The 8830-nt window shown below is 69.6% G+C and carries 7 protein-coding genes; 1 reads left to right on the top strand and 6 read right to left on the bottom strand.

Translation table 11 applies throughout. The annotated features are described in order from the left end of the window. Window positions 1-10: 10 nt before the first annotated feature. The 6 genes from carB to pyrR form a co-directional block, all read right to left on the bottom strand. Window positions 11-3319 carry a carbamoyl-phosphate synthase large subunit gene (gene carB / locus FGD71_RS24590; RefSeq protein WP_119102680.1) on the bottom strand — a complete coding sequence of 1103 codons (3309 nt, stop codon included), beginning with the start codon at window positions 3317-3319 and terminating at the stop codon, window positions 11-13. Further along, a complete protein-coding gene (carA, locus tag FGD71_RS24595; protein WP_119102681.1) occupies window positions 3312-4454 on the bottom strand; it encodes a glutamine-hydrolyzing carbamoyl-phosphate synthase small subunit in 1143 nt (380 codons plus the stop codon). The genes carB and carA overlap by 8 nt, the downstream gene beginning before the upstream one ends. Beyond that, window positions 4451-5035, bottom strand: coding sequence for a PH-like domain-containing protein (locus tag FGD71_RS24600; protein ID WP_119102682.1), 585 nt, complete (start codon window positions 5033-5035; stop codon window positions 4451-4453). The genes carA and FGD71_RS24600 overlap by 4 nt, the downstream gene beginning before the upstream one ends. Beyond that, window positions 5032-6318 carry a dihydroorotase gene (locus FGD71_RS24605; RefSeq protein ID WP_119102683.1) on the bottom strand — a complete coding sequence of 429 codons (1287 nt, stop codon included), beginning with the start codon at window positions 6316-6318 and terminating at the stop codon, window positions 5032-5034. The genes FGD71_RS24600 and FGD71_RS24605 overlap by 4 nt, the downstream gene beginning before the upstream one ends. 6 nt (window positions 6319-6324) lie before the next feature. Continuing rightward, the gene (locus FGD71_RS24610; protein ID WP_119102684.1) at window positions 6325-7329 is read right to left on the bottom strand and encodes an aspartate carbamoyltransferase catalytic subunit; all 1005 of its coding nucleotides are present in this window, start codon (window positions 7327-7329) and stop codon (window positions 6325-6327) included. Window positions 7330-7450: 121 nt separating this feature from the next. Then, window positions 7451-8023, bottom strand: coding sequence for a bifunctional pyr operon transcriptional regulator/uracil phosphoribosyltransferase PyrR (gene pyrR / locus FGD71_RS24615; protein WP_119102685.1), 573 nt, complete (start codon window positions 8021-8023; stop codon window positions 7451-7453). 242 nt (window positions 8024-8265) lie between these two features. Here pyrR and bldD point away from each other — a divergent pair, with 242 nt between their 5' ends. After that, window positions 8266-8766 carry a transcriptional regulator BldD gene (bldD, locus tag FGD71_RS24620; protein ID WP_006379429.1) on the top strand — a complete coding sequence of 167 codons (501 nt, stop codon included), beginning with the start codon at window positions 8266-8268 and terminating at the stop codon, window positions 8764-8766. Window positions 8767-8830: the final 64 nt, after the last annotated feature.

The raw sequence follows: 8830 nt of genomic DNA on the forward strand, positions 1-8830 counted from the left end.
CCCTCGGTGATCAGTCGCGGGCCGCGGTCAGGTGTTCCGCGTGTTCCTGGAGTGAGCGGACCCCGACGTCCCCGTGATGGAGTGCGTCGATGCCCTGGACGGCGGCGGCCAGCGCCTGCACCGTCGTCAAGCACGGTACGGAGCGCGCCACGGCCGCCGTACGGATGTCGTAGCCGTCGAGGCGGCCGCCGGTGCCGTACGGCGTGTTGACGATCAGGTCGACCTCGCCCTCGTGGATGAGCTGGACGATCGTCCTCTCGCCGTTCGGGCCGGTGCCCTCGCTCTGCTTGCGGACCACGGTGGCGTTGATGCCGTTGCGCTTGAGCACCTCGGCTGTGCCGGACGTGGCGAGCAATTCGAAGCCATGAGCGACCAGTTCACGCGCCGGGAAGATCATCGAGCGCTTGTCGCGGTTGGCGACGGAGATGAAGGCGCGGCCCTTGGTCGGCAGCGGCCCGTACGCGGCCGCCTGTGACTTGGCGTACGCCGTGCCGAACACCGAGTCGATGCCCATGACCTCTCCGGTGGAGCGCATCTCCGGTCCGAGCACGGTGTCGACGCCACGCCCGTGGATGTCGCGGAAGCGCGTCCACGGCATGACCGCCTCCTTGACGGAGATCGGCGCGTCGAGCGGCAGCGTGCCGCCGTCACCGCTGGCCGGGAGCAGCCCCTCGGCCCGCAGCTCCGCGATGGTCGTGCCCAGCGAGATCCGGGCGGCGGCCTTGGCGAGCGGCACCGCGGTCGCCTTCGAGGTGAAGGGGACGGTGCGCGAGGCACGCGGGTTGGCTTCGAGGACGTACAGGATGTCGCCGGCCATCGCGAACTGGATGTTGATCAGTCCGCGTACCCCGACACCGCGGGCGATGGCCTCGGTCGAGGCGCGCAGCCGCTTGACGTCGAAGCCGCCCAGGGTGATCGGCGGCAGCGCGCACGCCGAGTCGCCGGAGTGGATGCCGGCCTCCTCGATGTGCTCCATGACGCCGCCCAGGTACAGCTCATGGCCGTCGTACAGCGCGTCCACGTCGATCTCGATGGCGTCGTCGAGGAAGCGGTCGACGAGAACCGGGCGGGACGGGGAGATCTCGGTCGACTCGGCGATGTACGCCTCCAGGCGCGTCTCGTCGTACACGATCTCCATGCCGCGGCCGCCGAGCACGTACGAGGGCCGTACGAGGACGGGGTAGCCGATCTCGTCCGCGATGGCCTTGGCGCCCGCGAACGTCGTCGCGGTGCCGTGCTTGGGCGCCGGGAGCCCCGCCTCGGCGAGCACCTGGCCGAAGGCGCCGCGGTCCTCGGCGGCGTGGATCGCCTCGGGCGGCGTGCCCACCACCGGAACGCCGTTGTCCTTGAGCGCCTGCGACAGACCCAGCGGTGTCTGGCCGCCGAGCTGCACGACCACACCCGCGACCGGGCCGGCCAGCGTCTCCGCGTGCACGATCTCCAGCACGTCTTCGAGCGTGAGCGGCTCGAAGTACAGCCGGTCGGAGGTGTCGTAGTCCGTGGAGACGGTCTCCGGGTTGCAGTTGACCATCACGGTCTCGTACCCGGCGTCGCTGAGCGCGAAGGAGGCGTGGACGCAGGAGTAGTCGAACTCGATGCCCTGGCCGATGCGGTTGGGCCCGGAACCCAGGATGATGACCGCGGGCTTCTCCCGGGGGGCGACTTCGCTCTCCTCGTCGTAGGAGGAGTAGAAGTACGGCGTCTTCGCTGCGAACTCGGCGGCGCAGGTGTCGACCGTCTTGTAGACCGGGCGGACGCCGAGCGCGTGCCGGACCTCACGGACCACGTCCTCGCGCAAGCCCCGGATCTCGGCGATCTGCGCGTCGGAGAAGCCGTGCCGCTTGGCCTCCGCAAGCAGCGACGGGTCCAGCTTGTCGGCTGCGGCCAGCTCGTCCGCGATCTCCTTGACCAGGAACAGCTGGTCCACGAACCACGGGTCGATCTTCGTCGCCTCGAAGACCTCCTCCTGGGTCGCGCCCGCGCGGATGGCCTGCATGACCAGGTTGATCCGCCCGTCGGTCGGCCGGGTCGACTCCTGAAGGAGCTGCTTCTTGTCGCCGGGATCGCCGATGAACGTGAACTGCGAGCCCTTCTTCTCCAGCGACCGCAGCGCCTTCTGCAGCGCCTCGGTGAAGTTGCGGCCGATGGCCATGGCCTCGCCGACCGACTTCATCGTCGTGGTCAGCGTGGAGTCGGCGGACGGGAACTTCTCGAAGGCGAATCGCGGCGCCTTGACGACGACATAGTCGAGCGTCGGCTCGAAGGACGCCGGCGTCTGCTCGGTGATGTCGTTCGGGATCTCGTCCAGCGTGTAGCCGACGGCGAGCTTCGCGGCGATCTTGGCGATCGGGAAGCCGGTCGCCTTGGAGGCGAGGGCGGACGACCGGGACACCCTGGGGTTCATCTCGATGACGATCACCCGGCCGTCCTCGGGGTTCACCGCGAACTGGATGTTGCAGCCGCCGGTGTCGACCCCGACCTCGCGGATGACGGCGATGCCGATGTCACGCAGAACCTGGTACTCACGGTCCGTGAGCGTCATCGCCGGGGCGACGGTGATCGAGTCGCCGGTGTGCACGCCCATCGGGTCGAAGTTCTCGATGGAGCAGACGACCACGACGTTGTCGTGCTTGTCGCGCATCAGCTCCAGCTCGTACTCCTTCCAGCCGAGGATCGACTCCTCCAGGAGCACCTCGGTGGTCGGAGACAGGGTGAGTCCCTGGCCGGCGATACGACGCAGCTCGTCCTCGTCGTGCGCGAAGCCGGAACCGGCACCGCCCATGGTGAAGGAGGGCCGGACGACGACCGGGTAACCGCCGAGCGTCTCGACGCCCTCGAGGACGTCGTCCATGGAGTGGCAGATGACCGACCGGGCGGACTCGCCGTGCCCGATCTTCGCGTTCACCGCGTTCACGACCTCCTTGAAGAGATCGCGGTCCTCGCCCTTGTTGATCGCCTCGACGTTCGCGCCGATCAGCTCGACGCCGTACTTGTCGAGCGCCCCGGACTCGTGCAGCGAGATGGCCGTGTTGAGAGCCGTCTGGCCGCCCAGGGTGGGCAGCAGGGCGTCCGGCCGCTCCTTGGCGATGATCTTCTCGACGAATTCCGGGGTGATCGGTTCGACATACGTCGCGTCGGCGATCTCCGGGTCGGTCATGATCGTCGCCGGGTTGGAGTTGACGAGGACGACCCGCAGGCCCTCGGCCTTGAGGACGCGGCACGCCTGGGTGCCGGAGTAGTCGAACTCGGCGGCCTGGCCGATGACGATCGGGCCGGAGCCGATGACCAGGACGGACTGGATATCGGTGCGCTTAGGCACGCTGGCCCTCCATCAGGGATACGAAGCGGTCGAACAGGTAGGCGGCGTCGTGCGGGCCGGCTGCCGCTTCGGGGTGGTACTGGACGCTGAACGCCGGCTGGTCGAGCAGCTGGAGCCCCTCGACGACCTGGTCGTTCAGGCAGACGTGCGAGACCTCCGCACGCCCGTAGGGGGTGTCGCTGACGCGGTCGAGCGGCGCGTCGACGGCGAACCCGTGGTTGTGCGCTGTGACCTCGACCTTGCCGGTCGTACGGTCCTGGACGGGCTGGTTGATGCCCCGGTGGCCGTACTTCAGCTTGTACGTGCCGAAGCCGAGCGCGCGGCCCAGGATCTGGTTGCCGAAGCAGATGCCGAACAGCGGGGTCTTCCTGGAGAGGACCTCCCGCATCACCGAGACCGGATGGTCGGCCTTCTCCGGGTCGCCGGGACCGTTGGAGAAGAACACACCGTCGGGACCGACCGCGTAGATGTCCTCGGCGGTAGCGGTGGCCGGCAGCACGTGTACCTCTATGCCGCGCTCGGCCATGCGGTGCGGGGTCATGCCCTTGATGCCGAGGTCCACGGCGGCGACGGTGAACTTCTTCTCGCCGATGGCGGGGACGACGTACGCCTGCGGGGTGGCGACCTCCTCGTAGAGGCTGGCGCCCTTCATCTCGGGGGCCTGGCGCACCTCGGCGAGCATGACGCCCTCATCGGGCAGGGCGTTCCCGGAGAAGATGCCCACGCGCATGGCTCCGCGCTCGCGCAGGTGGCGGGTGAGCGCCCGGGTGTCGACGCCGGAGATCCCGACGACGCCCTGCTGGGCGAGCTCCTCGTCCAGCGAGCGGCGGGAGCGCCAGTTGGAGGGCACGCGCGCGGGGTCGCGTACGACATAACCGGCGACCCAGATCCGCTTCGACTCCGGGTCCTCGTCGTTGACCCCGGTGTTGCCGACGTGAGGAGCGGTCATCACGACGACCTGGCGGTGGTACGACGGGTCGGTGAGGGTCTCCTGGTAGCCGGTCATCCCGGTGGAGAACACGGCCTCGCCGAAGGTCACCCCCACGGCCCCGTAGGCGCGGCCGCGGAAGGTCCGGCCGTCCTCCAGGACGAGTACGGCGGGAACTTTCGAAGCTCCCCTGGTGGAGGTCGTCATCGTGCGCCTTCCGTCTTGGTGCTGTCCTTGTTGATCATCTGGTTCAGGGTGTCGACCCACTCGTTGTGCTCGGCCGCGTGGTCGGAGCGGAACCCGGAGTCGAGCAGCCTGTCTCCGTGCTCCCAGGTGACGACCAGCAGACCGCCCTCGGTGAGCACCTTGCCCGCGATGCCCTTGTCGAGCCGGGCCTCACGCAGCTGTGCGGCCGGGACGAAGAAGTCGGCCGCTCCGGGGCGTACGACGTCAAGGCCCGCGTCCGTCAGCGTGAGCTCGACCCGGCTCCGGGTGCCCAGGCCGCGCGCCACGATGCGGTCGAGCCACTGCCCGGCGGTCGTCGAGCCGTGGTAGCGGCCGCTCAGCGTCAGTCTCACCGGACCGGGCTCGGCCGGTGCTTCGTGCAGCTCGGGCAGGTCGCCCTGGAGTGTGCCGCGCCACTTCCAGCCCTCGCGCATCAGCCAGTAGACGAGGGCGACGAACAGCGCGAGTCCCACGAGCCAGCCGATGCGAGCGGCCCAGTCGGTCACTTCCGCCGACTTCTGTTCGGCGGCGCTTGAGGTGGCCAGCAGATGGAGAGTTGTCACGCGAGCTTCCCGTCGACGAGCGTGGCGCGGCCCCGGAGCCACGTGTACGTGACACGGCCCGGCAGCTCACGACCCTCGTACGGAGTGTTGCGGCTGCGCGATGCGAAGCCCGCGGGGTCCACGGCACCACGGTATGCCGGATCGACGAGCGTGAGGTTGGCGGGCTCACCTGCCGAGACAGGGCGGCCGTGCCCCGTGGCCCGCCCGATCCTGGCGGGCGCGAAGGACATCCGCTCCGCGACAGCGGCCCAGTCCAGCAGCCCGCTGTCGACCATCGTCTGCTGGACCACGGACAGCGCCGTCTCCAGGCCGACCATGCCCATGGCGGCCGCGGCCCACTCGCAGTCCTTGTCCTCGTGCGGGTGCGGGGCGTGGTCGGTGGCGACGATGTCGATCGTGCCGTCGGCGAGCGCCTCGCGCAGGGCGAGCACGTCGCGCTCGGTGCGCAGCGGCGGGTTGACCTTGTAGACGGGGTCGTACGTGCGGACAAGCTCGTCGGTGAGGAGCAGGTGGTGCGGGGTGACCTCGGCCGTCACGTCGATGCCGCGGGACTTGGCCCAGCGCACGATCTCGACGGAACCGGCGGTCGACAGATGGCAGATGTGCACGCGGGACGACACGTGCTCGGCGAGGAGGACGTCCCGGGCGATGATCGATTCCTCGGCCACCGCGGGCCACCCGCCGAGCCCCAGCTCGGCGGAGACGATGCCCTCGTTCATCTGGGCGCCCTCGGTGAGGCGCGGCTCCTGCGCGTGCTGGGCCACGACACCGCCGAAGGCCTTCACGTACTCCAGCGCCCGCCGCATGATCACGGCGTCGTCCACGCACTTGCCGTCGTCCGAGAAGACGGTGACGCCGGCCGCCGACTCGTGCATGGCGCCCAGCTCGGCGAGCTTCCTGCCCTCCAGGCCGACGGTGACGGCTCCGATGGGCTGCACATCGCAGTAGCCGTGCTCCTGTCCGAGCCGGTAGACCTGCTCGACCACACCGGCGGTGTCGGCCACCGGGAAGGTGTTGGCCATGGCGAACACGGACGTGTAGCCGCCGCTCGCGGCGGCCCGCGTACCGGTCAGGACGGTCTCGGAGTCCTCACGGCCGGGCTCGCGCAGGTGGGTGTGCAGGTCGACGAGGCCGGGCAGCAGCACCTTGCCGTCGGCCTCCACGACCTGGGCGCCCTCGTCCGACAGCCCGCTGCCGACCGCCGCGATCGTCTCCCCGTCGATCAGGACATCCTGCGGCTCGCCGCCGAGCACCTTCGCACCACGAATAAGGATCTTGCTCATCGGTTCTTACTTCTCCTCGTCCGCAGGAATGGAGCGCTCGTTGGAGGGGCGGGTGTGGGTGATGGCGGGCTCGTTGCCGCCCAGCAGCAGGTAGAGGACCGCCATGCGGATGGAGACACCGTTCGAAACTTGCTCGACGGCGGTGCAGCGGTCGGAGTCGGCGACCTCGGCGGTGATCTCCATGCCGCGGACCATCGGGCCGGGGTGCATCACGATGGCGTGCTCGGGCATCCGCGCCATGCGGTCGCCGTCGAGACCGTAGCGCCGCGAGTACTCGCGCTCGGTCGGGAAGAAGGCCGCGTTCATCCGCTCGCGCTGCACGCGCAGCAGCATCACGGCGTCGGACTTGGGCAGCGTGCCGTCCAGGTCGTACGCGACCTCGCAGGGCCAGGACTCGATGCCGACCGGCACCAGGGTGGGCGGCGCGACCAGGGTGACGTCGGCCCCGAGGGTGTGCAGGAGGTCGACGTTCGAGCGGGCGACCCGGCTGTGCAGCACGTCACCGACGAGGGTGATGCGCTTTCCCGCCAGGTCCTGGCCGAGCCCGGCGTCCCGGCCGACGAGCCGGCGTCGCATGGTGAACGCGTCGAGCAGGGCCTGGGTGGGGTGCTGGTGCGTGCCGTCGCCGGCGTTGATGACGGCGGCGTCGATCCACCCGGAGGTGGCGAGCCGGTAGGGGGCTCCGGAGGCGCCGTGCCGGATGACGACGGCGTCGACGCCCATCGCCTCCAGGGTCTGCGCGGTGTCCTTCAGGGACTCGCCCTTGGAGACGCTGGACCCCTTGGCGGTGAAGTTGATGACGTCCGCGGAGAGGCGCTTCTCGGCGGCCTCGAAGGAGATCCGGGTACGGGTGGAGTCCTCGAAGAAGAGGTTGACGACGGTGCGGCCGCGCAGGGTCGGCAGCTTCTTGATCGGCCGGTCCGCGACCCTGGCCATCTCCTCGGCGGTGTCGAGGATCAGGACGGCGTCGTCACGGGTGAGGTCGGCGGCCGAGATGAGATGACGCTGCATCTTTCAGGCTCCGTAAGGCAGTTCAGTTCGGGAGGCGAGAGCCCGGCGGGAGGTCGCAGCCGGGCGGGCTGGCGCGCGCAGAAGCAGTCGGCGGCGTACGTCATCGCCGTACGCCGGAGGTCTACTGCCGTGCGCCAGGGGAGGCCGGCTTCACCCCGAGCAGCACGGTGTCACGACCGTCCTCCTCGGCAAGCTGGACCTTGACCGTCTCCCGCAGCGACGTGGGGAGGTTCTTGCCGACGTAGTCGGCACGAATGGGCAGTTCGCGGTGGCCGCGGTCGACGAGGACGGCGAGTTGCACGGCGCGCGGACGGCCGAGGTCGTTCAGCGCGTCGAGCGCGGCACGGATGGTGCGGCCGGAGAAGAGCACGTCGTCGACGAGGACGACCAGGCGGCCGTCGAGGCCGTCACCCGGGATGTCGGTGCGGGCCAGCGCACGCGGGGGCTGCATACGCAGGTCGTCGCGGTACATGGTGATGTCGAGCGAGCCGACCGGCACCTTGCGGTCGGTGATCTCCGCGAGCTTGGCGGCAAGCCGCTGGGCGAGGAAGACGCCTCGGGTGGGAATGCCGAGGAGCACCACGTCGTCGGCGCCCTTGGCGCGCTCGACGATCTCGTGGGCGATGCGGGTCAACGCCCGCGCGATGTCAGGGCCTTCGAGCACCGGCCGGGCATCGGACTGCTGTGTGTCCATACGAAACGGACCTCCTTCTCCGCCTCACGGGACGGACCTTAAAGGACGTCGGATTTGCGCCATCAACGGTACCAGCCCGGCAACGACCCTGATCACCCCCCTCGTGTCACCCGTCAGTGACTCCCGCGGGAGAGCCGGTCCGGACCATTCGGCTTGACGGGGCAGAGTAACGCTGCGTAACCTCACAGTGAGTCACCAGCCGCGCGGCAAGACCGCACGTCGAACAGTGTCCGGGGAGCTATATGTCCAGCGAATACGCCAAACAGCTCGGGGCCAAGCTCCGCGCCATCCGTACCCAGCAGGGCCTTTCCCTCCACGGTGTCGAGGAGAAGTCCCAGGGACGCTGGAAGGCCGTTGTGGTCGGTTCGTACGAGCGTGGCGACCGCGCCGTGACCGTTCAGCGCCTTGCCGAGCTGGCGGACTTCTACGGGGTTCCGGTGCAGGAGCTCCTGCCGGGCACCACACCGGGCGGCGCCGCCGAGCCGCCGCCGAAGCTGGTCCTGGACCTGGAGCGTCTGGCCCACGTGCCGGCCGAGAAGGCGGGCCCTCTCCAGCGCTACGCGGCGACGATCCAGTCCCAGCGCGGTGACTACAACGGCAAGGTGCTGTCGATCCGCCAGGACGACCTGCGCACCCTCGCCGTCATCTACGACCAGTCCCCCTCCGTCCTCACCGAGCAGCTGATCAGCTGGGGAGTCCTGGACGCGGACGCGCGCCGCGCGGTCTCCCACGAGGAGGGCTGACCGCCCGGCCCGACACCGTGCAGAAACGTGCCGCCGGGGTGGCCGGAACCAAAAGGTTCCGGCC

Source organism: Streptomyces sporangiiformans, from assembly GCF_005768555.2.
GTDB classification, from domain to species: domain Bacteria; phylum Actinomycetota; class Actinomycetes; order Streptomycetales; family Streptomycetaceae; genus Streptomyces; species Streptomyces sporangiiformans.

Excerpts from the sequence above, each read along its gene's own strand:
- FGD71_RS24605 (WP_119102683.1), bottom strand. The coding sequence starts at position 6,318 with ATGAGCAAGATCCTTATTCGTGGTGCGAAGGTGCTCGGCGGCGAGCCG.
- bldD (WP_006379429.1), top strand. The coding sequence starts at position 8,266 with ATGTCCAGCGAATACGCCAAACAGCTCGGGGCCAAGCTCCGCGCCATC.
- FGD71_RS24610 (WP_119102684.1), bottom strand. The coding sequence starts at position 7,329 with ATGCAGCGTCATCTCATCTCGGCCGCCGACCTCACCCGTGACGACGCC.
- carA (WP_119102681.1), bottom strand. The coding sequence starts at position 4,454 with ATGACGACCTCCACCAGGGGAGCTTCGAAAGTTCCCGCCGTACTCGTC.
- pyrR (WP_119102685.1), bottom strand. The coding sequence starts at position 8,023 with ATGGACACACAGCAGTCCGATGCCCGGCCGGTGCTCGAAGGCCCTGAC.